General features: G+C 67.7%; 21 protein-coding genes. 8 read left to right on the top strand and 13 right to left on the bottom strand.

Annotation, left to right across the window (positions count from 1 at the left end; all coding sequences use genetic code 11):
* Positions 1-44 precede the first annotated feature (44 nt).
* Genes ASE39_RS17810 through ASE39_RS17800 form a run of 3 tightly spaced genes read left to right on the top strand, consistent with a single transcriptional unit; the run spans position 45 to position 3,997 of the window.
* Positions 45-1,967 (top strand): trypsin-like peptidase domain-containing protein, encoded by a 1,923-nt coding sequence (locus ASE39_RS17810; protein WP_057271999.1) that lies wholly within the window; start codon positions 45-47, stop codon positions 1,965-1,967.
* A gap of 9 nt (positions 1,968-1,976) precedes the next feature.
* Positions 1,977-3,038, top strand: a complete 1,062-nt coding sequence (gene ruvB / locus ASE39_RS17805) for a Holliday junction branch migration DNA helicase RuvB (RefSeq protein WP_010462755.1) — start codon at positions 1,977-1,979, stop codon at positions 3,036-3,038.
* 47 nt (positions 3,039-3,085) lie between these two features.
* Entirely contained in the window at positions 3,086-3,997 is a 912-nt protein-coding gene (locus tag ASE39_RS17800) for a hypothetical protein (RefSeq protein ID WP_010462753.1), read from the top strand.
* Here ASE39_RS17800 and ASE39_RS17795 read toward each other — a convergent pair.
* Genes ASE39_RS17795 through ASE39_RS17765 form a run of 7 tightly spaced genes read right to left on the bottom strand, consistent with a single transcriptional unit; the run spans position 3,939 to position 10,469 of the window.
* Complete coding sequence (locus tag ASE39_RS17795) at positions 3,939-5,768, bottom strand: lysoplasmalogenase family protein (RefSeq protein ID WP_057271998.1); 1,830 nt, start codon at positions 5,766-5,768, stop codon at positions 3,939-3,941. The genes ASE39_RS17800 and ASE39_RS17795 overlap by 59 nt on opposite strands.
* 37 nt (positions 5,769-5,805) lie before the next feature.
* Entirely contained in the window at positions 5,806-6,975 is a 1,170-nt protein-coding gene (locus tag ASE39_RS17790; RefSeq protein ID WP_057271997.1) for a DSD1 family PLP-dependent enzyme, read from the bottom strand.
* Positions 6,959-7,600 carry a histidine phosphatase family protein gene (locus tag ASE39_RS17785; RefSeq protein ID WP_010462747.1) on the bottom strand — a complete coding sequence of 214 codons (642 nt, stop codon included), beginning with the start codon at positions 7,598-7,600 and terminating at the stop codon, positions 6,959-6,961. The genes ASE39_RS17790 and ASE39_RS17785 overlap by 17 nt, the downstream gene beginning before the upstream one ends.
* Positions 7,601-7,630: 30 nt before the next feature.
* Positions 7,631-8,242: a DUF4136 domain-containing protein gene (locus tag ASE39_RS17780; RefSeq protein ID WP_057271996.1), complete on the bottom strand. Its 612-nt coding sequence runs from the start codon at positions 8,240-8,242 to the stop codon at positions 7,631-7,633.
* A 55-nt stretch (positions 8,243-8,297) separates the two neighbouring features.
* The gene (gene ttcA / locus ASE39_RS17775) at positions 8,298-9,269 is read right to left on the bottom strand and encodes a tRNA 2-thiocytidine(32) synthetase TtcA (RefSeq protein ID WP_199864302.1); all 972 of its coding nucleotides are present in this window, start codon (positions 9,267-9,269) and stop codon (positions 8,298-8,300) included.
* Positions 9,270-9,273: 4 nt separating this feature from the next.
* Positions 9,274-9,645 (bottom strand): dihydroneopterin aldolase, encoded by a 372-nt coding sequence (locus tag ASE39_RS17770; protein ID WP_010462740.1) that lies wholly within the window; start codon positions 9,643-9,645, stop codon positions 9,274-9,276.
* A gap of 38 nt (positions 9,646-9,683) precedes the next feature.
* Positions 9,684-10,469: an SDR family oxidoreductase gene (locus ASE39_RS17765; protein WP_010462738.1), complete on the bottom strand. Its 786-nt coding sequence runs from the start codon at positions 10,467-10,469 to the stop codon at positions 9,684-9,686.
* Between the two features lie 15 nt (positions 10,470-10,484).
* On the opposite strand from ASE39_RS17765, the gene ASE39_RS17760 reads away from it, so the two are divergent.
* The 3 genes from ASE39_RS17760 to ASE39_RS17750 all read left to right on the top strand — a co-directional run bounded on the left by ASE39_RS17760 (position 10,485) and on the right by ASE39_RS17750 (position 15,147).
* Positions 10,485-11,603 carry an SAM-dependent methyltransferase gene (locus ASE39_RS17760; protein ID WP_010462736.1) on the top strand — a complete coding sequence of 373 codons (1,119 nt, stop codon included), beginning with the start codon at positions 10,485-10,487 and terminating at the stop codon, positions 11,601-11,603.
* 146 nt (positions 11,604-11,749) lie between these two features.
* Complete coding sequence (locus ASE39_RS17755; RefSeq protein WP_057271995.1) at positions 11,750-12,724, top strand: tripartite tricarboxylate transporter substrate binding protein; 975 nt, start codon at positions 11,750-11,752, stop codon at positions 12,722-12,724.
* A 5-nt stretch (positions 12,725-12,729) separates the two neighbouring features.
* On the top strand, positions 12,730-15,147 hold the full coding sequence (locus tag ASE39_RS17750) for a hypothetical protein (protein ID WP_082615497.1): 2,418 nt from the start codon (positions 12,730-12,732) through the stop codon (positions 15,145-15,147).
* Positions 15,148-15,273: 126 nt separating this feature from the next.
* On the opposite strand, the gene eutC is transcribed toward ASE39_RS17750, so the two are convergent.
* From eutC to ASE39_RS17720, 6 genes are read right to left on the bottom strand one after another with little or no spacing between them, the layout of a single operon-like run.
* A complete protein-coding gene (gene eutC, locus ASE39_RS17745) occupies positions 15,274-16,098 on the bottom strand; it encodes an ethanolamine ammonia-lyase subunit EutC (protein ID WP_057271994.1) in 825 nt (274 codons plus the stop codon).
* Positions 16,095-17,489: an ethanolamine ammonia-lyase subunit EutB gene (locus tag ASE39_RS17740; protein WP_057271993.1), complete on the bottom strand. Its 1,395-nt coding sequence runs from the start codon at positions 17,487-17,489 to the stop codon at positions 16,095-16,097. Before ASE39_RS17740 ends, eutC begins: the two co-directional genes overlap by 4 nt.
* A gap of 19 nt (positions 17,490-17,508) precedes the next feature.
* The gene (locus ASE39_RS17735) at positions 17,509-18,285 is read right to left on the bottom strand and encodes a DeoR/GlpR family DNA-binding transcription regulator (RefSeq protein WP_057229327.1); all 777 of its coding nucleotides are present in this window, start codon (positions 18,283-18,285) and stop codon (positions 17,509-17,511) included.
* A 28-nt stretch (positions 18,286-18,313) separates the two neighbouring features.
* Complete coding sequence (locus tag ASE39_RS17730; RefSeq protein ID WP_242421480.1) at positions 18,314-19,939, bottom strand: ABC transporter permease subunit; 1,626 nt, start codon at positions 19,937-19,939, stop codon at positions 18,314-18,316.
* Between the two features lie 20 nt (positions 19,940-19,959).
* Entirely contained in the window at positions 19,960-20,958 is a 999-nt protein-coding gene (locus ASE39_RS17725) for an ABC transporter ATP-binding protein (protein ID WP_057271991.1), read from the bottom strand.
* Between the two features lie 54 nt (positions 20,959-21,012).
* On the bottom strand, positions 21,013-22,038 hold the full coding sequence (locus tag ASE39_RS17720) for an ABC transporter substrate-binding protein (protein WP_082615496.1): 1,026 nt from the start codon (positions 22,036-22,038) through the stop codon (positions 21,013-21,015).
* 214 nt (positions 22,039-22,252) lie between these two features.
* Between ASE39_RS17720 and hisN the strand changes: the two genes are divergently transcribed.
* Together hisN and ASE39_RS17710 are read left to right on the top strand one after the other, a co-directional pair.
* Positions 22,253-23,056, top strand: coding sequence for a histidinol-phosphatase (hisN, locus tag ASE39_RS17715; protein WP_057271990.1), 804 nt, complete (start codon positions 22,253-22,255; stop codon positions 23,054-23,056).
* Between the two features lie 135 nt (positions 23,057-23,191).
* Positions 23,192-24,118 carry a TauD/TfdA family dioxygenase gene (locus ASE39_RS17710; RefSeq protein ID WP_057271989.1) on the top strand — a complete coding sequence of 309 codons (927 nt, stop codon included), beginning with the start codon at positions 23,192-23,194 and terminating at the stop codon, positions 24,116-24,118.
* Positions 24,119-24,132: the final 14 nt, after the last annotated feature.

Raw genomic sequence — 24,132 nt, 5'->3', positions numbered from 1 at the left:
GTTTTCGTGTTCAATGGCGGTTTTGACCGGAGTGGGGGAAAGAAATGAAATTTAGAGTGATGTTGCGCATGGGTGTCGCCTGGAGTGCGGCGATTGCTTTGCTGGCGGGGTGCGGCGGAGGCGGGACAGAAGGAAGCGCGCAGAAAGCCGCCTCTGTGCTGATGGTGGATGGCTGGGTGCAGCCCGCCAGCGTGGACCAGGGCGTGTCGAACGTCAAGTCCCGCAGCGCGCTCGTCGCGGCGCCCACGCCTTCGAAGGTGAGTCTGGGTGCCTTGGAAGAGTCCAAGACCGCATCGCTTGGCGGTGGCATTGGGCCACGCCAGGTGGGGATGGCGCGCGATGTGGCGGCCACACGTACTGTGGAGCAGACACTGCAACAGTTGCAGTGGAAGCCGACCCCCAGCGGCGGCCAGGTGGCTGCCATCAGTTTTTCTGCCGAAGGGGCGCATGGGTTGCGCCTGGGCGTGGTGGCCCGCGCGCTGCCCCCGGGGGCCGTGCTGCGTGTCTACAGCCAGGCGGATACGACCACGGTGTTCCAGATTTCCGGCCAGGAAGTGCTGCAGCGCATTCAGCGCAATGCGCAGGCTGGCGACACCACCCTGGACGGTCAGACCTGGTGGACGCCAGACGTGGGGTCGAACGAGGCCACGCTGGAGCTGGAGCTGCCTGCGGGTGCTAACCCCGGCACGGTAGACCTTTCGGTGCCGCGCGTCTCGCACATCTTCGAGAACCTGTCTATTCCCACCGAGGAAGAGCTTTCCACCAAGATCAACGAATCGGCATCCTGCCACTTGGACGCCAGCTGCTACGAAGCCTACGCGAACCAGCGCAATGCCGTGGCCCGCATGATCTTCACGTCCGGAGCCAACTCCTTTCTTTGCACCGGCACACTGCTCAATGACAGCCAGTCGTCGGGCACGCCGTATTTTCTGACGGCCAACCATTGCATTTCCAAGCAGGCCGAAGCCTCCTCGCTGCAGACCGACTGGTTCTACCGCGCCCCTGTGTGCAACAGCCGCACCCTGTCGAGCACGACCACCAAGCGCGTCAACGGTGCCTCGCTGCTCTACGCTTCGGCGGGTACGGACACGTCGTTCCTGCGTCTCAACGACACCCCTCCATCGGGCGCCGTCTTCGCCGGCTGGGATGCCGGCACCCAGGCACTGAGCTCGTCGGTGGTGGGCCTGCACCATCCCCGGGGCGATTTGCTCAAGGTGAGCCTGGGCTCGTTGACGAGTCTGACTTCCTGCACGGCCACCAGTGGCACCGAGTTCCAGTGCAGCGGTTCGTCGGGTAATTTTTACCGAGTGAGCTGGAGCGAGGGCACCACCGAAGGCGGCAGCAGTGGCTCCGCCTTGTTCAGGGATGGCACATATGTGATCGGTACGCTCTACGGCGGCAGCTCCAGCTGCTCGGCGATTGCATCCCCCGATTTCTATGGCCGCTTTGATGTGGCTTTCAACGCAGCACTCAAGAACTGGCTGTCGTCCGCCACGCCGCCCTCCGGCCCCACGGGCCGGGTGCCTGTCTATCGCTTCTACAACATTGCTGGCCTGGAACATTTCTATACCAGCAACGTGGGCGAGCGGGATCTCCTGATCAATCAGTTTGCATCGAACTTCGTCTATGAAGGCGCGATCTTCTACGCGTACCCCATTGAGGGCTCTAACCTGTTCCCGGTGTATCGACTGGTGGATCTGGCACGCAAGATGCATCTCTATACGGCCAGCCCAGTGGAGCGCGATGCGATGCGCCAGACGTTCCCATCCGTGGCTCTGGAAGGTACGGCATGGTGGGGGCAGGCTGCGCCGGGCAATGGAGCCATGCCCGTCTACCGCTACCTCAACCGCAATACGGGAACCTACTTCTATACAACCAGTGCGGCAGAGCGCAACTACATCAATGCCAATCTGGGCCAGCAGTATCTTGAGCAAGGCATTGGCTTTTATGTCTGGGCGGACAAATAACGGGGCTGCATGACCATCCAGACCGACGACTTCGCCCCCGCCCCCGCCAAACGCGTCATCTCCGCCGTGCCCGCATCGCCCCAGGAGGAGGCGATCGAGCGCGCGCTGCGCCCCAAACTGCTGCAGGAGTACGTGGGCCAGGTGAAGGCGCGCGAGCAGCTGGAGATATTCATTGGCGCGGCACGCAAACGGGGCGAGGCGCTGGACCATGTGCTGCTGTTTGGCCCGCCCGGCCTGGGAAAGACCACGCTCAGTCACATCATTGCGGCTGAGCTGGGGGTCAACCTGCGCCAGACCAGTGGCCCTGTGCTCGAAAAGCCCAAGGATCTGGCGGCGCTGCTGACCAACCTCGAAAAGAACGATGTTCTTTTCATTGACGAGATCCACCGCCTGTCGCCTGTGGTGGAGGAAATCCTCTACCCCGCGCTGGAGGACTACCAGATCGACATCATGATTGGCGAAGGGCCGGCTGCGCGCAGCATCAAGCTCGACCTGCAGCCCTTTACTCTGGTGGGTGCCACCACGCGCGCCGGCATGCTGACCAACCCGCTGCGCGACCGTTTCGGCATCGTGGCGCGGCTGGAGTTCTACACTTCCGAAGAGCTGGCGCGCATCGTCAAGCGAAGCGCCGGTTTGCTCAACGCACCCATGGACGATGAAGGCGGCTTCGAGATCGCCCGCCGCTCACGCGGCACGCCGCGCATTGCCAACCGGCTGCTGCGCCGCGTGCGCGACTATGCCGAGGTCAAGGGAGACGGCCGCATCACCAAAACCATCGCCGACAAGGCGCTCGCCATGCTGGACGTGGACCCGCAGGGCTTTGACGTGATGGACCGCAAGCTGCTCGAAGCCGTGATCCACCGCTTTGACGGCGGCCCCGTGGGGCTGGACAACATCGCTGCCAGCATCGGCGAAGAGGCCGGCACCATTGAGGACGTGATCGAGCCCTATCTCATCCAGCAGGGCTTTTTGCAGCGGACCCCGCGTGGGCGCATCGCCACGCTGGCGGCGTTCCGGCACCTGGGCGTGACGCCGCCCAGCGCCGGAGCGCCAGGGCTTTTCGGGGCCTGAGAACCCTTTCTCCACGCCCGTTGCCGCTCAGGCCACGCAGCACCGCCATGGCCCCACCGCGCAAACCGTCCAAGAAGAACGACCGCCGCCGCCAGCTGCGCGCCGAGGCCCGCGCACGCGCCGCGCGCGGCGGGGCCGGGTCGGACGGGCGCGTGACCGTGCCCGAGCAACAGTTCCTGCGGTCCTGTGCCGTGGCCTTGCTGGCGGGCACGGTGGCCTTCCATGCGCTGGGCGCGCTCGTCTATGGCCAGCTCTCGGTGTTTGTGTTGGAAGGCTTTGCCGACCTGCGCGGCCGCGTGGCCGTGTGCGGCGCGATCGCCGAAGCCGCGTTGGCGGCGGGCCTGGCATCGCACCTGATCGGCGGCCACAGGCAGGGCGGGGCGACCACCGCGTGGGCGCACCGCCTGTTGGTGGGCCGCGCCAGTGCGTACATCCTGTTCGCCGTGCTGGTGCCGGTGACATTCGTGCTGGCCATGGTGGACCGACCGCGCTTCTCCATGGACCTGCCCCCACAGCGCTGGCCGGGGCTGGCGGCCCCATCGGAATGGCTGCTGACGCCCTTGCCCTGGGCCTGGCACTGGCTGCTGCCGGTGGCCAGCGACCGGATTCAGGGTTTGTCGGTGGCCGCTGCGGTGCTGGCGGGCTGTCTGGGCGTGTGGTGTACGGCGGGCAGCACCAAGCGCTGGCGCACCGGGTATGCGTTCTATGGCCTGGCGTGCGTGCTGACCGGGTTCTGGGCCCTGGGCGGCGCCCTGTACCACTACACCGCAGGGCGGGGCTTGATCGCGGTGCAGGAACCACTCATGGTCGCCCTGCTGAAGGCGCGGCCCGGCTGGTACAACGCCGACACGCTACTGTGGCTGCTCAGCGGGGGATTTTTCACCCTGGCGGGCGTTCTGTTCATTGCGGGTGCGGTGTATGTTCCGTCCGCAGCGCTGGCCCGCACGTGGTCACATTAGCCACGGCAGAAACAGGCGCAACGACCGGCAGGCCATCAGGCGCCGTTGCCGCCTTCAGCACCCCCGCCACGATGCAGGCCTGCGCCGCGTAGTAGGTGCCCAACACCCACACCTGCGACCACGGCAGGGGCGACACGAAGCGGTGCGTGGCCAGCAGCGAGTCGCTGAGCATGAAGAACGCCGCCCCCACCGCCACCAGCACCGCCGCCCTGTCGCGCAGCACGCTGGCCCGCCCGATGGCCTGCGCGGCCATCAGCGCAATCACCAGCACATAGGCTGCCACCGGCCCTCGCAGCGCGGCCGGCAGGCCGCCCGTCCACAAGAAGGCGTACATCGCCACGCCCACACCCAGCGTCGCCGCCAGCGCCCCGCGGTGCGGAAACCACCGCTGGCCGGTCTTGAACAGTGCCACGTAGAACAAGTGGGCGATCAAGAAACTCACGAGCCCCGGGATGAAGAACCCCTCGACCATCAAAAACACATCCCCCGCCAACGACCCCACCAGCGCGGCGCCCAGCAGCACCCAGGTTTTGGAGTCAAATCGGAATCTACCGCTCAACTGATAAGCGCTAGCAGCTACCAAAATAATAGCAATCACCATGGTGAGCGGCTTGAACACCCAGTGCCACTGCACAAACCCCAGCGCACTGGTGGCAGTGGCCAGCGCGCCGCTTTGCAGCACCAGCGCCATCAGCATGCCGATACGCCCCTGCATCACCGCACCCAGCGCCCACTGCGCAACCAGCAGCGTGGCAAACCACACCGCGTTCTCGGCCAGCGGCGCGCTATCGGCCCGCCACAAAAAGGCCGCCACACCCGCGAGCATCAGCGCGAACTGCACCAGCGCAAACCACTGCACCGCGCGCGACATCGGCGGGTGGTAGGGCACCATCTGCGCCATGCTGAACGCGGGCTTCGGAAAGCGCGCTGCCACATCGGCCGGCCGCCAGCCCGGGGGCTTGATCCACACCCGGAGCTTGTCGGCCCAGCTGCGCGCATGCCAGCTGTCGTGCGCCAGGCCCGCGTACACCTGGGCGTTGGCCCACAGCGGGTCCCAGCTGTTGAGCAGGCCGCGCGTGCCGTACACGCAGCGGTCCTGGTCGTCTTCTTCCTTGAAGGTGCCGAACATCCGGTCCCACACGATCAGGATGCCGCCGTAGTTCTTGTCCAGATATGCGTCGTTCACGGCATGGTGCGCGCGGTGGTTGCTGGGGCTGCAGAACCAGCGGTCGAACCAGCCGAGCTTGCCCACCTGCTCGGTGTGCACCCAGAACTGGTAGAGCAGGTCGACCAGGGCGACCACCGCAAACACCAGCGGCGGCACGCCCGCCAGCGCCATGGGCACGTAGAACACCCAGCCCAGCAGCGCGCCCGAGCTGGTCTGGCGCAGCGCGGTGGACAGGTTGTAGTCCTGGCTCTGGTGGTGCACCGCATGCGCCGCCCACAGCACCGCCGACTCGTGCCCCATGCGGTGCAGCCAGTAGTAGCAAAAGTCGTAGAACACCAGCGCCAGCAGCCAACCCGGCAGGCTGGTCCAGAACGCATCGCTGCGCCACAGTGCCACGTGTTCGAACAACGCGGTGTAGATGCCGATGCGCAACAGCCGCGTGAACACCGCGCTCGTCTGGCTCAGCATCCCCAGGCTGATGCTGCTGACCGCGTCGGCCAGGCGGTAGGTGTTGCGCCGACGCCGGTAGCCGACCGCCAGCTCGATGGCGATCAGGACGAAGAAGACGGGCGTGGCAAGGACGATGATCTGGCTGGGGCTCATGGCGGCGAGACAAAGAGTTCGCCGATTCTTGCCCCGATCAGGTCAGCGCGCCTCTGGCATCAACCCTGATGATGCGCTCCACCGTGCCCAGGGCCAGCCCCCCGCGCACTCCGATGAGGAAGTCGTGCAGGTTCACCGTGGGGTCGCAGTGGCCGGGAATGAGCCAAAGCATGCGGCCCAGGGTGGGCAGGCGGGCCTTGGGGCCGTCGGCGTAGATCAGGCCGTGTTCGTCGCCGCCGTTGGCAAAGCGCAGGGCGCGGTCAGCCGGCAGCAGGGCCACGGTTGGCAGGCCGGAGTCGATGGCGTGGCTTTTGTGGCCCGCGTCGCACACGGCATGGCTCTCGCGCACCGACACCACCTGGGTCTTGACGAACAGCGCGTGTTCAAAGGCAGGTTGCGCCGGTTCGCGTTCGTTGCGTGCGTAATCCGCGTCCATGAACAAAAACGAGCCTGCCTGCAACTCGCCAAAGATGCCGCTGGCGGCCTCGTGCACCAGCGTGCCGGTGCCCGAGCCTGTGATCAGCGGCACGGGCACCCCCGCCGCCTCGATCAGCTGCCGCGTGTGGCTGGCCGCACGCACGACCTGCGCGATGGCTTCCTTGCGGCCCACGGTGCTGGCCATGTGCTGCGCGCGGCCATGGTAGGCCTGGATCCCCGCAAACCGCAGGCGGGGGCTGCGCGCCACGGCCTGCGCCAGTGGAACTGCGGCCTCGCTGGGAGGCACGCCGCAGCGGCCCTGGCCCACGTCGATCTCCACCAGCACATCGATGCCGGCATCGCTGCCGGTTTGCGCCATCGCCTCGGCCAGACGCTCGATGCCCTCCGCGTGGTCCACGGCCACGCCCAGGCGCCCGCCGCGTGCCGCGAGCTGGGCAGCCAGCCGGGCCACGCGGTGCAGCTTGGGCATGGCGATGACCTGGTTGGTGATGGTGATGTCATCCACCCCGCCGGCCGCCAGTGCCTCGGCCTCGGAGACCTTCTGCACACACACGCCCTGGGCGCCAGAGCGCTGTTGCAGCAGCGCGAGTTCGGCGCTTTTGTGCAGTTTGGCGTGGGGGCGCCAGCGCACCTGGTGCTTGCGCGCAAATTCGGCCATGCGCTGGATGTTGCGGTCCATGGCGTCCAGGTCCACCACGAGGGCCGGGGTGTCGATCAGGTCCACACGTTGGCCGATGCAGGCCTGGAGTGCTTCAGGAATGGGTTTCATCGCGGAGGGCGTTGTTGTCAAGGTGCTGGGTGTCAGCCCAGCCGACCAGGGTCAGGCCGTCGGGTGTCCACAGCAGGCGGTTGATGGCGGCGTTGGAGAGTTGCCAGGTGCGCGGCGCCTGGATGTCCTGGCGCGTGGCCAGGCGGTACAGCACGTCGAGCACGCCGCCGTGCGCCACCATTACCACCTGCTCGCCCACATGCTGCTGCGCCAGGGCGGTCACCGTGTGTTCGATGCGCTCGCGCAGTGTGACGAGTGACTCTCCACCTTCGGGCGTGTAGTGCGGATCGCGCTTGCGCCAGCGCAGCGCGTCTTCGGGCAGTTCGGCTTCGATCTCGGCAAACGTGCGGCCTTGAAAGTGGCCAAAACTGCGCTCGCGCAGGCCGGTATTGGTCACCAAAGGCGCGCCCGTGGTGCGGGCCACGGCCTGGGCCGTGGCGTGCGCGCGTTGCAGGTCGCTGGTGTAGATGGCGGCAATCGGCTCACCCGCCAGGGCCTGTGCCACCTGATTGGCCTGCCACAGGCCGGTGTTGTTGAGCGGGATGTCCAGGTGGCCCTGGATGCGGGTGTCCACGTTCCAGGCGGTTTCGCCGTGGCGGATGGCAACGATGCGGGTGGCGTGCATGCAGGTGATGAAAAGGGGAGTGGGGCGATGTCAGGGAGCGGCATGCACCAGCGGCAGGCGCACTTGCCGGGGCCCCTGGGGCGGCTTCGGGAAGCCATTGAGCGCGGCGTCGAACAGCACGCCGTAGACGGCCGGGTCGCTCACCCACACATCCTCGTGCACGGCAGAGGTTTCGTAGACCACGGCCTGGGTGCTGGCGTCGCGCATCACGATGCTGACCGCGCGGCGGTGCAGGGGCGTGGGCTCGCCAAAACGCCACATTCCATGCACGCCCCAGCCCCGGCCCGCCCAGCCGCCAAAGCCCCAGGGGCCCGGGCCGTATGCGCCGTATGGCCGGAAGGGGTCATTGCGTGGCACGGCATCGGCCTGGACGCCCAGTTGGACCAGCAGGCGGGGCGCGGCATCGTCGCGCTGCAGGCCGGCGCGTGCCATCGACTGTTCTGCCAGCGTGGCGATGGCGTCAAACGAGGGGGTCTGCTGCGATGGCAGGCGTTCTATGCGGTAGGTGGCTGGCGCGGGCACGGCAGTCAGTGTCGAGAAGCTTTGCACCTGGCCGTCCACCAGGCGCGTGGTGCTGCAGCCCGCGAGCAGGGCTGCGGCAAGGCCCAACAAAAGGACGGGAATCCATCGGCGTTGCGTCATGGTCAGAGGCTCCAGAAAAAGAGATCTCTGTGAGAGTGCCGAAGCCCGTCAGGGTTCACGACAGCTGCACCACCTGTACGCCCGGCAGCGATGGCGAAGGCGCCACGAACTCTTCCTTGTCAAACGCCTTGTCGCCGTCTTCGCTGGCGATGCCCGTGGCCTTGGCGCTCTTGAAGTCGTACAGGCTGCCGTCCAGCAGGTGCGAGGGCACCACGTTCTGCAGCGCGTTGAACATGTTCTCCACGCGGCCCGGGAAGCGCTTTTCCCACTCGCGCAGCATCTCGCCCACCTGCTTGCGCTGCAGGTTCTCCTGGCTGCCACACAGGTTGCAGGGAATGATGGGGAAGTTGCGGTGTGCAGCCCAGCGGGTGGTGTCCTTCTCGGCCACGTAGGCCAGCGGGCGGATCACCACATGCTTGCCGTCGTCGCTCACCAGTTTGGGTGGCATGCTCTTCATCTTGCCGCCAAAGAACATGTTGAGCAGCAAGGTCTGCAGGATGTCGTCGCGGTGGTGGCCCAGCGCAATCTTGGTGCAGCCCAGCTCGTCGGCCACGCGGTACAGAATGCCCCGGCGCAGGCGGCTGCACAGGCTGCAGGTGGTCTTGCCCTCGGGGATCAGCTTCTTGACGATGCTGTAGGTGTCCTCGTTCTCGATGTGGAAGGGCACACCGGTGCTGGCCAGGTATTCGGGCAGCACATGCTCGGGGAAACCGGGTTGCTTCTGGTCCAGGTTCACCGCCACCAGATCGAAGTGGATGGGGGCGCGGGCCTTGAGCTTGAGCAGGATGTCGAGCAGCGCGTAGCTGTCCTTGCCGCCCGACATGCACACCATGACCTTGTCGCCTTCTTCAATCATGTTGAAGTCGACGATGGCCTTGCCAACCTCGCGGCACAGGCGTTTTTCGAGCTTGTGGGTTTCGCGCTCGATCTTCATGCGGGCGGCGCCGCTCGCTGCGGCTTCTGCAGGCTCATCGGCCCAGCCGGAGGAAGGTGCGGAGGTGGGGGCTTCGTTCAATACTGCGCTCATGGGGTCACCACTGTCCTGTCTCGATGCGAATGGCCACTTCGCAGTCGTCAAAAATTTCGAGTTTGGCAATCTTCACCCGCACGCCCAGCACGCCGGGCAGCTGCATCAGGCGGTTGGCCAGCTTGCCGATCAGGCTCTCCAGAAGGTTCACATGCTCGGCGGTGCATTCGTCAATGATGATCTGGCGCACACGCCGGTAGTCCAGCACATGGCCGATGTCGTCGTCGCGCGGGGCCAGCGGCTGCACGCCCAGGCTCAGTTCGGCATCGACCTGAATGGGCTGCGGCGCGGTTTTTTCGTGGTCGAGGATGCCCAGGTTGGCGTCAAAGCGCAAACCGGTGAGCGTGAGGATCTGGGTGCCTGCAGCGGGGGTCATGAATAGGTCCTGGATTGAGTGAACGTGTGTGCGTGCGCTCACATCAACGAGAAATCGCGGTCAAACTTCATCAGGTGCTGGCCGCCATCCACCAGCAGCGTGGTGCCGGTGATGGACCGATTTTCCAGCGCAAACTTCACGGTGGCGGCCACATCCTCGGCGGTGGACGAGCGGCCCAGCGGGGAGAGGGCGTGCAGCTGGGCAAACTTGTCGTCGCTGAGCATGTGGCTGGTCAGCGTGAGGCCGGGCGCCACGCCCACCACACGCACCCGCGGCGCCAGGGCCAGGGCCAGCATGGTGCCAGCGGCTTCGAGCGCGGCCTTGGAGAGCGTGTAGCTCACAAAATCGGGGTTCTGGTTCCAGAGCTTCTGGTCCAGCAGGTTGACCACGGCGCCTTGCGCATCGGCCTCGCCCGCTGTGGCGCGGTCGGCCACATGCTGGTGCAGGGCCTGGGCCAGCAGCACGGGGGCGGCGGTGTTGCTGCGCAGGTGCTTTTCGAGCGCGGCAAAACCAAAGGTGGCGGCGTTGTCGTGCTCAAACAGCGAAGCGCTGTTGACCACCGCATCCACACGGCCAAAGTGCGCCACCACGCGGGGCAACAGTCCACGCACGGCAGCTTCGTCGTCAAAATCAGCATCAAAATGGGCGCTGGCGCCTGTCATTCGTGCGCAAGCAGCTACGGTATCGATAGCATCCTGCTGCGATGAGCGATAGTGCACCGCCACCTGCCAGCCGCCCGCGGCCAGGGCCAGCGCAATGCTGCGGCCCAGGCGCTTGGCGGCGCCTGTGACCAGAACGGTGCGTGGATGGGAGGGGGCAGACATGTGGGGTGGGAGACAATGCGGGCCGTGACCCAAAGACCCGACAGTTTAACGACCGCCCTGCACCAGCACATTGCCCAGGCCATTGCCGCCGAGGGCGGATGGCTGGGTTTTGACCGCTTCATGGCCTTGGCCCTGTACACGCCCGGCCTCGGCTACTACGCCAACGATTCCACCAAATTCGGCGCCATGCCCGAGTCTGGCAGCGACTTTGTGACCGCACCTGAGATGACACCGTTGTTCGGCCAGACGCTGGCCGTGCAGGTGGGCGAGGCCCTGGCGCACACCGGTACCAATGAGGTGTGGGAGTTTGGTGCGGGCTCGGGCGCGCTGGCGCTGCAACTGCTGGACGCCCTGGGCGACCAGGTGCAGCGCTACACCATCGTCGATCTGTCGGGCAGCCTGCGCGCGCGCCAGCAGGCCAAGCTGGTGGCGCATGCCCACAAGCTGCGCTGGGTGGACGCACTGCCCGAAAAATTTAGCGGTGTGGTGGTGGGCAACGAAGTGCTCGACGCGATGCCCGTGCAACTGCTCGCGCGCCACGGTGGTCAGCAGGGCGGCGTGTGGCATGAGCGTGGCGTGGTGGTGGATGGCGACGGCCGCTTTGCCTGGGCCGACCGCCCCACCGGCCTGCGTCCGTCCGTGGACATCGAAGGCCCGCAGGACTACCTGACCGAGATCCACGCCCAGGGCGAGGGCTTCATCCGCACGCTGGCCGACCGGCTCACGCGTGGCGCGGCCTTTTTGCTGGACTACGGTTTTGGCGAAAGCGAGTACTACCACCCCCAGCGCCACATGGGCACCGTGATGTGCCACCAGGGCCACCTGGCTGACGGCGACCCGCTGGTGGCGGTGGGCTTGAAGGACATCACGGCCCACGTCAACTTCACCGCCATGGCGCTGGCCGCGCAGGATGCGGGGCTGCAGGTGCTGGGCTACACCACGCAGGCGCACTTTCTCATCAACTGCGGTTTGCTATCAAAAATGGAGCTGCTTCCGCAAGCACAGCGGGCGACAGCGGCCAAATTGATCATGGAACATGAAATGGGCGAGCTTTTCAAGGTGCTGGCCCTGGGCGCGGGCGAGGCGTGGGAACCTGTGGGGTTTGTGCACGGGGACCGGTCGCACCGGCTGTAGCCGCCAGGCGTGCGCCACGCCGCGTTGTCCTGCCATATCTGTTCGGCGCATAAGGGTCTGCGAGAAACTTCGTTGGTGGACAGCGGGGTGCTGCCTACGCTCGGTGGCTTCTTGCTTCCACGGCCGGTGCTCCACCGGCGTCCGCCATGCGCGCTTTGTTCCGCCCCCTCCTGCCGCTGTGCCTGCTGGCCAGCACCGTGGTTTTCACATCGGCCTACGCCGATGGCTACCCCAACAAACCCATCCGCGTGCTGGTGCACAACACGCCGGGCAGTGCCCTCGATGTGGTGACGCGGCGTGTGGGCGCCCGCCTGGCAGAAAACCTCGGCCAGCCGGTGGTGGTGGACAACCGCGCTGGTGCGGGCGGCGTGATTGCCGTGGATGCCGTGGCCAAGGCGGCACCCGACGGCTACACCCTCCTCGCGGGGGCCGATGGCCCCATCACCATCCTGCCCACGCTCTCGGCCAGCCTGCCCTACGACCCCCGACGTGATCTCGTGCCCGTGGTGTCCCTGGGCGAGACGGACTTTTTGCTGGTGGCCCACCCCAAAACAGGCTTCAAAACCGTGGCCGACCTGGTACGCGCCGCCAAGGCCCGCCCGGGCCAGTACAACTACGCCTCTGCGGGCAACGGCAGCCCCCAGCACTTTGCGGCCGAGCTGCTCAAGCAGCAGGCCGGCATTTACGTCACCCACATTCCCTACCGCGGTGGCCCGGTGGGCCTGGCCGACGTGGTGGCGGGGCAGGTGGACGTGATGTTCATCGCCGTGGGCCCCGCGCTGGCGCATGTGCAGGCGGGGCGCCTGGTGGCCCTGGCCAGCGGCGGGGAGGCCCGCCACCCGCTGCTGCCGGCCGTGCCGACCCTGGAGGAAACCTACCCCGGCCTGCGCGCTGGAACCTGGTTCGGGCTGTTTGCACCTGCGGCCACGCCGCCGGCCGTGCTGGAAGCCATGGGCGCCGAGGTGGCCCGTGTGCTGGCCGAGCCCAAGGTGCGCAGCGACTTGGCCGCACAGGGCATCCGGGCCACCGGCTACCCGCAGGGCCGCTTCACGGCGTTTGTGGGCCAGGAGACCCGCAAATACGCCGCGCTGGTCAAGTCCGCCGGCATCCGGGTGGAGTAACTGGCATGAGTGCATTGCTTCCTGTCCACCCCTTTCCTGCCCTGCAGCACGACCCCGCGATCCCCGCCGCCGGGTTGCACCATGCGCCCGCTGGCCTGTACGCCCACAGCAAGGCGCAGCCGTTCATCGGCCGCGTCACCTGCAACACCACGGCCGTCGAGGCGGGCAGCTGGCAGGAAATCATCCTGGACTTCGAGGTCGGCGCCTCCGGCGTGGCCGACGGTGCCTGCGTCAAGGCAACGTTCAAGTTCTATTCGGACTGGGCGCTGTTCCAGACCAGCGACCCCACCGGCGCCAACTTCATCAGTGCCGAGTACCAGGCCGGCCCGCTGCTGCCGGGCCAGAGCCCCGCGTCGGTGCAGTCGCTGGCCGTGCGCTTCGACCAGAAAGGCCACGAGCGCCCGTACCAAAAGGCCGTGATCGTGGACGTGGTGGACGGCTACCTCAACGCCGGCGACCACATCATCATCCGCCTGGGCGACCGGCGCCGGGGTGGGCCCGGAACGCGGGTGCAGACCTTTGTGGAAGACGCTTTCCATGTGCGTTTCTACGTGGACCCGCTGGGCACCTCGCGGTTTGTGGCGGTGCCCGACGACGTGGTGCTGCGGGTGGCGCACGGGCCCGCCTCGCAGCTCTTTTTGAACGCGCCGCGCTACGCCCAGCCTGGCCAGCCGCTGCCGCTGCGCGTGTCGGCACTCGACCGCTGGGGCAACATCGTGCGCGACTGGCCGCAGCCCCTGCAGGTGCGGGTGCTGCAGGCCGGCGCACTGGTGCAGGAGGCGCCGCTCGCCTTTGCCGCCGACGGCTGGGCCAGCACCGGGCTGGCGGGCGAGCAGGCCCTGCGCCTGCTCGAGGGGCGCTACGAGATCGAGGCGCACCTGCCCGGCGCTCCCCAGGTGCCGCCCGCGCGGTTTGCGGTGGATGTGGCTGCCACTTTCCCCACCGCCCGGCCTTTTTATGCCGACCTGCACGTGCATGCCCACGACACCGTGGGCACCAACAGCCCGGGCTACAACGCCGCCTACGCCCGCGAGATCGGCGGCGTGGATATCTTTGGCTACACGGCCAACGATTTTCAGATCACCGACCACAACTGGCGCGTGGGCCTGGAGGCCGTGCAGGCCGCCAACGTGCCCGGCGAGTTCGTGGCCTATGCGGTGCAGGAATGGTGCGGCAGCTCCACGGCCGGGGGCGACCACAACGTGGTGTTCCTGGGCGATGCCACGCCCGGCTTTCCGCACAACGAGCGCGGCGAACACAACCGCACCTTTGTGTGGAACGAGGACATGAAGGGCACGGGCGTGAGCCTGGGGCGCTGGCCGGTGCAGGAGCTGTGGGCCGCGTACGCGGACGATGTCGAAAACCACCTCGTCATGCCCCATGTGGGCGGGCGCCGCTACATCCCCGACTGGCACCACCCGGGCCTCGAACGCCTGGTGGAGATCGCCTCTACCTGGGGACATTTCGGCTGGCTCTACCAGGACGTGATCCGGCGCGGCTACCAGCTGGGCGTGGCCGCCAGCAGCGACGAACACAGGGGGCGCCCCGGTGGCGGCGCCCCGGGGGTGCAGGTGTTTGGCGTGCATGGTGGGCTCACCGGCGTATTGGCCGACCAGCTCGACCGCGCCAGCGTGGGCCGCGCCCTGCGCGCGCGCCACACGTGGGCCACCACGGGCGAGCACGCTGCAGTCATCACCCGCGTGGGGCCGCACCGCCAGGGCGATGCGTTCGACTGGCAAGGCGAGGCCCCGGTGAAATACCAGTTTCTGGGCCAGAGCGGCTGGGAATACCTGGCCGCCTACGACCACACGGGCCGCATCTGGGAGCGCGACCTGCACCGCGAGCTGGGCTACTCGGAGCGGCGCATCCGCCTGCGCTGGGGCGGCGCGCGCATCCCTGATCGCTACCGCTGGGCCGCGTGGCAGGGGCGCATCCAGGTGCTGGGCGGCACGGTGCTGGGCTTTCGCAGCCATGGCTTCGAGCACGCCGAAGAATCGGCCTGGCGCGCAGGGCCCACGGAACTGGGTTTTCGCAGCGACACCTATGGCGACGCCGACAGCATCGAGATCGAGGTCAGCCGCCTGGCGGACCTGCGCATCGTCGTGAGCGGCACCATCGACAGCTTCATCAAGGTGGGTGATCCGCTGCAGCGCAACCCGTTCGTGCACCGCCCGGATTTCCACTGGGAGGTCTCCGGGGCCGAGCTGGTACAGGCCGGGCGCCTGCAGCTCGACCTGGGCGGCACGGAACTCTTTGTGGCGCTGGAGCGCCTGACCGATGAGCCCCTGCCGCAGTCGGTGGAGGGGGTGGTGCCGGTGTCGCCCGACAACGCCGCCTTTGGCTTTCGGCCGGTGTACTTCCATGGGCGCCAGCGCGACGACAGCAAGGCGTGGTCATCGGCGCATTTCATCCGTTTCACGTAGTCACCTGTTTGATTCGGCGTCCATCCACTTGAACCGTTCACGCTGAGCTTGTCGAAGCGACGCGCAGGGCTTCGAAAGGCTCAGCCGAGCGGGTGGGTTCAAGTTCAAAGATGCCGACGCAAATAGTCACGCAGCTGCATCGCTGCTGCCCGTGCCCAGACCGGCTGGTGCGCTCGTCGCCGGCAGGGTGGCCGCGTCACTGCGGTCCTTGAGGCTCACGCCCGTGAGACCCAGGCGCCGGGCCTCCTGGCACAGCCACCACAGGCGCGCGGCCGCTGCCGACGGCGCAAGCCCCTCGGCCCGCACGTTGGAGATGCAGTTGCGCTCGGCGTCGCTGCGGCCCACCTGCGGGTGCCAGGTGAGGTAGATGCCCAGGCTGTCGGGCGAGCTCAGGCCCGGGCGCTCGCCGATCAGCACCGCGACCATGCGTGCGCCCAGCAGCGCGCCCACCTCGTCCCCCAGCGCCACGCGGGCCTGGGTGGCGACGACCACGGGGCCGATCTGCCAGCCCTGCGGCGCGGTGCGCACAATGGTTTCCACAAGGGGCACGGCGTTGCGTTCGACGGCCAGGGACGAGAGCCCGTCGGCCACGACCACAAGCAGGTCGCAGTGTGTGTGGCCGTCCCCCAGACCGCGCAGCCGCTCCGCATCCGCACCGCCAAGCCGCCGGCCGAGGTCGGGCCGCAGCAGGTAGGTGGCGCGGTCGGGCGCGCCGCTGGCCACTTGCAGCGTGCTGCAGCCCAACTCCCTGAGTTGCGCCGCCAACGCGTCCGCGTCGAGCTGCAGGTGCACGGCATCGCGCGCCTGGGCGTGGGCCAGGCCAAAGCTGAGCAGCTCGCGCGTGGGGACGGCCGTGCCCGCGCGGCCCAGCGCCAGCCGCGCGGCGGTGTGGGCGCGCAGGTCATCCCAGGGGTCGGGCAGAGGGCCGGTGATAGGGGCTGACTCGCTCATCTCTGCATCCCGATCTGCCGCAGCTGCGCAATGGCCGCCTGCTGCTGCGCGGCGGGCAGCAGCCGGCCCGTGCCATCGGCCAGGTGCATGCGCGCAAGCCAGGCCTCGAACTCGGGCGCGCGTTTCAAACCCAGCACCTCGCGCAGGTACAGCGCGTCGTGGAACGAGGTGCTCTGGTAGTTGAGCATGATGTCGTCCGCCCCCGGCACGCCCATGATGAAGGTCAGGCCCGCCACGCCCAGCAGCGTCATCAGCGTGTCCATGTCGTCCGAGTCGGCCTCGGCATGGTTGGTGTAGCAGACGTCGCAGCCCAGCGGCACGCCCAGCAGCTTGCCGCAGAAATGGTCTTCCAGGCCGGCGCGGATGATCTGCTTGCCGTCGTACAAATACTCCGGTCCGATGAACCCGACCACCGTGTTGGTGAGCAGCGGCGAGAACGTACGCGCCACGCCGTAGGCCCGTGCCTCGCAGGTCTGCTGGTCCACGCCATGGTGGGCGTTGGCCGACAGCGCGCTGCCCTGGCCGGTCTCGAAATACATCACGTTGTTGCCCAGCGTGCCGCGCTTCAGGGACAGGGCGGCCTCGCGCGCCTCCTGCAGCAGGGCCAGGTTCACGCCGAAGCCGGCGTTGGCTTTTTCGGTGCCGGCGATGGACTGGAAAACCAGGTCCACCGGCGCGCCCTGCTCGATCATCTGCACAGTGTTCGTCACGTGGGTCAGCACACACGACTGCGTGGGGATCTGCAGCTTGGTGATGACTTCGTCCAGCATGTGCACCAGCCCCGTGAGGGCGGCAATGCTGTCCGTGGCCGGGTTGATGCCGATCACCGCGTCGCCCGCGCCGTACAGCAGGCCATCGACCATCGACGCCGCGATGCCGCGCAGGTCGTCCGTGGGGTGGTTGGGCTGCAGGCGCACGGCCAGGTGGCCGGGCAGACCGAGGGTGTTGCGAAAGCGCGTGACCACCCGGCAGTTGCGCGCCACGGCAATCAGGTCCTGGTTGCGCATGAGCTTGCTCACGGCGGCCGCCATCTCGGGCGTCAGGCCCGGTGCCACGGCGGTCAGGGCGGCCGTGTCTGCGGCCAATAGCCAGTCACGCAGCCCGCCCACGGTGAGGTGGGCGATGGGCGCAAACGCCATCGCGTCGTGTGTGTCGATGATGAGGCGCGTGACCTCATCGACCTCGTAGGGCACCAGCGCCTCGTTCAGGAAGCGCGCCAGCGGCACATCGGCCAGACACATGCGCGCGGCCATGCGCTCCACCGCCGAGCCGGCCGCAATGCCGGCCAGCACGTCGCCCGAGCGCGCAGGCGTGGCCTTGGCCATCACCTCGCGCAGGTCGCCAAACGACCAGCGCTGGCCGCTGACGGTGTGGTGGTAGGTGGCTGGCATGCGCAAGGGCCCGGGGAGATCAGGCAATGATGACGCGGCCGCCCGCCGCTTGCAATGCCGACAGGCCCGGCAGCGCGCGCGCTCCGGTGTCGGTGATGATGGTGTCGATGTCGGGCAGGCCGGCGTACACCACGCGGCTGGCCTGGCCGATCTTGCTGTGGTCTGCCAGCACGATCAGGCGCTGAGCCTGGCCTGCCATGGCGCGGGCCACCGCAGCTTCGCGGTGCTCGAAGCTGGTGGCACCGTGCTGGCCGTGGACGCCCACGGGCGAGAGCAGCGCCACGTCGGCCCGGTAGCGGTGGATTTCTGCCACCGTGGTGTCGCCATGGGTGGCCTGCACCTCGGGATCGGTGCGTCCGCCCAGCAGGATCACCTCGTTGCGCGCCGCCCGTCCGGCATCGGCCCCGGCCAGCTTGAGGGCCACGTTGAGCCCGTTGGTCACCACCGTCATTCCGGACAAGGCCGACAGCTCCTCGGCCAGGATGGTGGTGGTGCTGCCGGCATCCAGAAACAGCGTCTGGCCAGGTTGCAACTGCTGCAGCGCGGCGCGGGCGATGGCGCGCTTTTCGCGTTCGCGCACGGCCTGGCGCACGGAAAGCGGCGGCTCGGGCTCGGGGCCCGGAGCCACCACACCGCCGTGCACGCGGCGCAGCACGCCCTGGGCCTCCAGTTCGAGGATGTCGCGCCGCACGGTCTCGCGCGATACGCCGAGCTCTTGCGCGATGCGCTCGGAGCCCACGCGCGACAGCGTCGACAGCAGTGTGCGAATGCGTATGAATCGTTCTTCCTGCAGCATGTCCTTCAGGTCCTGTCGTGTACGTTCTTCATGGGGTGGGCCGACGCTTGCGCGCCAGCAGGTGCAGTGCCAGTGCCAGCGATCCCACCACCGCCATGATGCAGGTCGAGAAGGCCGCGGCCTGCGAGGTGAAGCCGGCCTCGTCCAGCCGCATCACCGTGACCGCACCCATGGGCAGCGACGGGGTGATCAGGAAGATAACGGCCGACAGGGTCACCATGGAGCGCATGAACAGGAACACCAGCACCGCCAGCAGCGTGGGCATGAGGGCGGGCAGCACCACATCGCGCAGCACGCGCCAGGTGCCGCCGCCCAGCACGGTGGTGGCGTCCTCCAGCGTGGCGGGCACGTTTCGCATGCCGGTCATCATGGTCACGAAGCCCTGCGTGTGGTAATGATAGTAATTGCACAGCGCCAGCAGAATGGCCGTGCCGTACAACAAGCCCCAGGGCATGCCGCCCGCGTTGAAGGTGAACACGTAGGCCAGGCCCAGCACCAGCCCCGGCACGCCCACCGGCAGGGCCGAGAGCAGAGTGGCGGCGCGTGCCGCAGGCCCCGGCAGGCGGCGTATGCCAAAGCACAGCAGGAACAGCAGGGCGGTGCCGATGCTGGCGGCCAGGGCCGATACCCAGAGCGAGGTCCACAGCGGCGCATAGCCGCCCGCAATGGTGATGTCGTAGTGCTTGAGCGACAGGTCCAGCCGGTAGGGCCACAGGCGGATGAAGCTGGCCAGCACGACGGTGGCCACCACGGCCACGATGGAACCGGCAATGACCAGGTTGGCGAAGAAGAACGCGGTGTCGCGGCCGGGCCGGCGTGTGGGTGTGGGCGGCAGGGCCGATTCTGCCCCGGCGCCCGCGCGCCGTGCCGCAAAGCGCTCGATGAAGATCGACAGCGCCGCAGGCGCCAGCAGCAGCAGGCCGACCACCGCCCCCATGCCGAACTTCATCTGTCCGCTGACCTGGTTGTAGATCTCGGTGGCCAGCACGGGGAAGTTGCCGCCGATCACCACGGCGTTGCCGAAATCGGTGATGGTGATGGTGAATACCACGAAGGCAGCGCTCAGCAGGCCGTAGCGCGCCTGCGGCAGCGTGATGTCGCGGAACTGGCGCCACGGCGTGGCCCCCAGCACCTCGGCGGCGTCGTGCTGGCGCGCGTCGCCCTGGCGAAGTGCCGTGCGCACGATCAGCACCGCCTGGGGCAGGGCGTACAGCACATCGGCAATCAGCAGGCCCCAGAAGCCGTAAATCTCAGGCCGCACTCCGAGCATCTTGCCGACGATGCCGTTGCGCCCCAGCAGGAAGATCAGCCCCAGGCCCAGTACCAGCGAAGGGGCCAGCATGGGCAGCGCCAGCGCCATGCCCACGAAATTGCGCCCCGGCATGCAGGTGCGCTCCATCCCGTAGGCCACCACGAAGGCCAGCAGCAAGGTGACGGCCGTGGTCACCGCCCCCAGCAGCAGGCTGTTGGACAGGGCGCGCCACACGCCCGGTGTGTCCAGCAGCGCGGCGTAGTTGCCCCAGCCGATGCCGCCGCTGTCCTGCATGAAGCTGCGCCAGGCGATGGACAGCATGGGAATGCCGAAGAACAGCACCAGCGCCGCCAGTGGCAGCCACAGGCAGGCGCGCAGCAGCCAGCGTTCGCCTGCACTCATGGGGGGCAGGGCGGCGCCACTCATGCCTGCACCCAGGCGCAGTCGTCGGCGTTCAGGCCCAGGGCCACGGCATCGCCGGGTTGAAGCGGCTGGGCGCTGCTGGTTTCCACCAGCAGGTCCAGGTCGTGCCAGCGCACCTGTAGGCGCTGGATGCTGCCCAGGAAGGTGGTGCCGAGCACGCGCCCGGGCGCGTCCGCACGCGCCTCGATGCGCAGGCGCTCGGGCCGCACGCACAGCAGGGCCATGCCATCGGGTGCCGAGCCGGGTAGTGCTGGCTGCAGCGTCTGCGCCTGCGCCGGGGTGAGCAGGTTGCTGTGCCCCATGAAATTGGCCACGAAGCGGGTGCGCGGGCGCAGGTACAGCTCGCGCGGCGTACCGGCCTGTTCGATGCGGCCCTGGTGCATGCAGACCACGCGGTCGGCCATGGCCATGGCCTCCTCCTGGTCGTGGGTGACCATGATGGTCGGTATGCCCAGGCGCCGCTGCACTTCGCGCAACTCATGGCGCAGGTCGGCGCGCACGCGCGCGTCCAGCGCCGACAGAGGCTCGTCGAGCAGCAGCAGGGAGGGGTTCACGGCCAGCGCGCGCGCAATCGCCACGCGCTGCTGCTGGCCCCCCGACAGCTGCGCGGGGTAGCGCCCGGCGAAGTCGGCCAGGCCCACCATGTCCAGGAGTTCGGCCACCCGCGCCTTGGTGACGGCGGCAGGCGTGTTGCGGATGGCCAGGCCGTAACCCACGTTCTGTGCCACGGTCATGTGCGGAAACAGGGAGTACGACTGGAACACGATGCCAAAGCCGCGCTCGCGCGCCGGCAGCGTGGCCAGGTTGCGCTCGCCCAGCATGATGGCGCCACCGTCCGCCGGCAGCAGCCCGGCGACGATGCGCAGCAGCGTGGTCTTGCCGCAGCCACTGGGCCCCAGCAGGCACACGAACTCGGCGTTGCCCACGGTAAGCGTGATGCGTTCGAGCGCCACCTGGCCCTCGAAACTCTTGTGCAGGTCGGTGATCTGCAGGGACATGGTGGTGCGCGCGCCTTCTGGTTCTGGGGTGGTCGTCGAAACGGTGCTCGTGGCTCAGCGGCCGATGGTCTTTTGCCAGGTCGAGAGGATGGTGTCGCGGTCCTTGGCCGACTTGGCGAAATCCATCGGGTACAGGGTCTTGGACAGGTCCGCCGGCAGGCCGGCTGCCTTGGCCGCTTTGGACTGGGGCGCGCCGGGGATGGTCACGATTTCCTTGTACTTGGTGTACAGCGCCGCGGCGCTGGGCGACAGCGTCCAGTCGAGGAAGCGCTTGGCATCGGCCTTGTTCTTCGACGCCGCCATCAGGCCCGAGGCTTCGAGCTCGTAGCCCGCCCCGTCGGTCGGGATGACCATCTTCAGCGGGAAGCCTTCTTCCACCGACTGCATGGCCGCGAACGCCAGCGAGGTGCCGATGGCGAACTCGCCCGCCCGCGCGGCCTTGCAGGGGCGCGAGCCCGACTTGATGTACTGGGCCACGTTGCCGTCCAGCGCCTTGAGGAACTTCCAGCCTTCGTCTGTGCCCTTGGACTGCAGCAGCGCCGCGATCTGCAGGTAGCCCGTGCCCGACGACACCGGGTTGGGCATGACCACCTCGCCCTTGTAGACGGGGTTGGTCAGGTCCTTCCACGACTGGGGCATGGGCAGGTTCTTGGCCTTGAGCACTTCGGTGTTCACGCAGAAGGCGGCCATGTAGCCGGTGGTGGTGAACCACTTGCCGTCGGCCGCCTTGTCCTTGGCGGCCAGCTTGTCGCTGCCTTTGGCCGCGTAGGGCTCCAGCAGTGCCGTGATGCGCGGATCAAGGGTGTTGGTGAGCGCCCAGCCCCAGATCACGTCGTGCTGCGGGTTGCTGGCCTCGGCCAGGATGCGCGCTCCCAGGTCGCCGGTGGACAGGCGCAGCACCTTCACGTCCACGTCGGGCATGTCCTTCTTGGCGGCGGCGACGTATTCCTTGATTTCGTCTTCTTCGAGGGCGGTGTAGGCGGTGACGGTGCCTGCATGTACTGCCGGCAGGCCGCTGGCGAGCACGCCGCACAGCGCAAGAAACCGCAAGGCCGAAAGAGCGGGGGAGTGGGTCAGCATGAATTTCTCCAGAACGGTGCGTTGCAAGAAGTTGGGGCGGCGGGCCGCAGGACTCTCACCATGTTTGTGCGTTTTATTGCACTTGTGCTAATTATTGTTTTTGCACGAAAATACATAAGCACTAAATATGCCAACCGCTGGGTCCTTCGCGCTGCGTGCCGAGGTCCGCCGATGGGCTCCGTCCAACCTCCATTGCCCTGACCGGCCGACTCCCATGAACAGCACCACTCCTTCCTCTGCCATCCTCAGCGGAGCATCGTTCGTGCCCATTGCACTGGCGATGGCCGACGCGGCGCGCGCCCCGTCGATGCGCTACTTCCGCACGCCGCTGGACGTGCTCACCAAATCGGACGAAAGCCCGGTGACCATCGCCGACCGCGAGACCGAGGCTGCCATGCGTGCCGTGCTGCACGCGCAATGCCCGGACCACGGCATCCTGGGCGAGGAGCATGGCCGCGAGCGGCTGGAGGCGCTCCATCTGTGGGTGATCGACCCTATCGACGGCACCAAGAGTTTCATCACCGGCTCCCCGCTGTGGGGCACGCTGGTGGCCTTGCTGCACGAGGGCCGGCCGTTGCTGGGCCTGATGGACATGCCGGCGCTGGGCGAGCGCTGGGTGGGCGTGGCCGGCGAGGGCACGCAATGCAACGGCCACACGGTGCGCGCAAGCACCTGCCAGGCACTGGCGCAGGCGCGCATCTACACCACCTCGCCCGATGCCTTCGCGGCCGACGAATGGCGCCGCTTCGATGCGCTGAGCCGCGAATGTGCGCTGCGGCGGTTCGGGGGCGACTGCTATTCGTACGCCCAGCTCGCGGCCGGGCATGTGGACCTGGTGGTCGAGGCCGGCCTGCAGCCCTACGACTACCTCGCGCTGGTGTGCTTGGTCGAGGGGGCCGGCGGCTGCATCACCGACTGGCAGGGACGTGCGCTTTCGGTCGACTCGGACGGCAGGGTGGTGGCGGCTGCCACCCCGGCGCTGCACGCGCTGGCGCTCCAGCGCCTGCAGGGTGCTTGAAGGGGGCGCAAGGCGGCCGATGCTTAGCTGTTTTGGTTGTTAATAACTGAGAAAACATTCGTTCCCAGAATAAGCGGCGCGACCTAGAGTGAAGGTCTCAGGGGCACATATGCCCAGATTCCCCACGAGGTTCCCATGTCGGCCGTCCTTTCACCCGCTTCCCATCCCCTGTCCGCCGTTGCCGGCGACGCGCCGCCGCAAGGTCTGGTGATCCGCCCCGTGGCAGGCGCTGCCGGCCCGCTGGGCGCTGAGGTGCTGGGGCTCGATCTGTCGCGGCCGCTGGGCCGCGAGGACTTCGCCCGCATCCACCGCGCGCACCTGGACCACCACGTGCTGGTGTTCCGCGACCAGCGCATCACGCCGCGCCAGCACATCGACTTCAGCCGCTTGTTCGGGCCGCTGCAGATCCACGTGCTCAAGAACTTTCAGCTCGCGGGCCACCCCGAGATATTGATCGTCTCCAACATCAAGGACGCTGCGGGCCAGCCCATTGGTCTGGGCGATGCGGGCCACTACTGGCATTCTGACCTGTCGTACAAGGACAAGCCGAGCCTGGGCTCGCTGCTGCACGCGCAGGAGCTGCCGTGCGAAGGCGGTGACACCCTGTTCGCCGACCAGCACGCCGCGTACGACGCCCTGCCCGAAGCCCTCAAGGCGCGCATCGCGCCGCTCAAGGCCGAGCACAGCTACCTGGCCAAGTACGAGGAGCTGCGTGCCAAGAGCCCCTGGCGCCCCCAACTCACCCAGGCACAGATCGACGAGGTGGCGCCCTCCATCCACCCCGTGGTGCGCACCCACCCCGAAACGGGCCGTAAGGCACTGTTCGTGAGCGAGCACTTCACCACGCGCATCGTCGGCCTGCCCGAGGCCGAAAGCCAGGCCCTGCTGGCCGAACTGTTCGCCGCCAGCGTGCGCCCCGAGTTCACCTACCGCCACCAGTGGCAGCCGCACGACCTGGTGTTCTGGGACAACCGGTCCGTCACCCACCTGGCTGCGGGCACGCCCGACAGCGAGCGCCGAAAACTCTATCGCACCACCATCGAAGGCGACCTGCCTTTTTGAGGGTGCTCTAATTT

It is taken from the genome of Acidovorax sp. Root267 (assembly GCF_001429215.1).
Taxonomy (GTDB): Bacteria; Pseudomonadota; Gammaproteobacteria; order Burkholderiales; family Burkholderiaceae_C; genus Acidovorax; species Acidovorax radicis.
This window is presented reverse-complemented; position numbering and strand designations above follow the sequence as displayed.